Annotated in this window: 1 protein-coding gene; it reads right to left on the reverse strand. The window is 73.4% G+C overall.

All coding sequences use genetic code 11. The features are described from left to right. Positions 1 to 187: 187 nt before the first annotated feature. Positions 188 to 1,069, reverse strand: an 882-nt coding sequence (locus tag HW445_RS32215; protein ID WP_257231446.1) for an RNA polymerase sigma factor SigF, incomplete at its 5' end; no start/stop codon positions are given.

The following is a 1,069-nucleotide window of genomic DNA, read 5'->3' on the forward strand; positions in this document are numbered from 1 at the left end:
CCCGCGGTGATCACGCAGCTGCTGGCGCTGCCGGTGGCCTACAGCCTGCTCCAGGCCGACAGCGTGGCCATCTGGGCGGGCATCCTGCTCGCCGCCGCCGCCGTGGTGGGCCTGATGCTGCTGGTCCACCCGGCGACGGCGCGGGCCCTCGGCGTGCGGGGCCCCGGCCGGGAGTAGCGGGCGCGCGTCACTCCTCGATGAGGAGCTTCTCCCGGAGCTGGGCCAGGGTGCGGGCCAGGAGCCGGGAGACGTGCATCTGGGAGATGCCCACCTCCTGTGCGATCTGCGACTGCGTCATGTTCCCGAAGAACCGCAGCAGCAGGATCCGCTTCTCGCGCGGCGGGAGGTCCTCCAGCAGGGGCTTGAGCGACTCCCGGTACTCGACGCCCTCCAGCGCCTCGTCCTCCGCGCCCAGCGTGTCGGCGACGGCCGGCGACTCGTCGTCCGTGTCCGGCACGTCCAGGGAGAGCGTCGAGTAGGCGTTGGCCGACTCCAGGCCCTCCAGGACCTCCTCCTCGGAGATCCCCAGCCGCTCGGCGAGCTCGTGCACCGTCGGCGAACGGCCGTGCGTCTGGGAGAGCTCCGCGGTCGCCGTGGTCAGCGACAGGCGCAGCTCCTGGAGCCGCCGCGGCACCCGCACCGCCCAGCCCTTGTCCCGGAAGTGCCGCTTGATCTCACCCACCACCGTGGGCGTCGCGTAGGTGGAGAACTCCACCCCGCGGTCGGGATCGAAGCGGTCCACCGACTTGATCAGGCCGATGGTGGCGACCTGCGTCAGGTCGTCCAGCGGTTCGCCCCGGTTGCGGAAGCGGCGGGCCAGGTGCTCGACCAGCGGCAGGTGCATACGGACCAGGCGGTCCCGCAGCTCGCCGTACTCGGGCGTACCGGGCTCCAGCGACCGCAGCCGCACGAACAGCGCCCGCGCCGCGCTCCGGTCCTGCGCCACCCGCGTCTCACGGGTCCGCCGGTGGTCCTGCTCCTGGTACTCGTGGACCGGCTCGTCGGACTGCGCGGGAGGCCGCTCGTGGTCCGGCGCCGCCCCGGGTCCGTCCGTCGCCTCGACGGCGGC

Origin of the sequence: Streptomyces sp. UH6 (assembly GCF_013421635.1) — a bacterium.
Classification (GTDB): Bacteria; Actinomycetota; Actinomycetes; order Streptomycetales; family Streptomycetaceae; genus Streptomyces; species Streptomyces abyssomicinicus.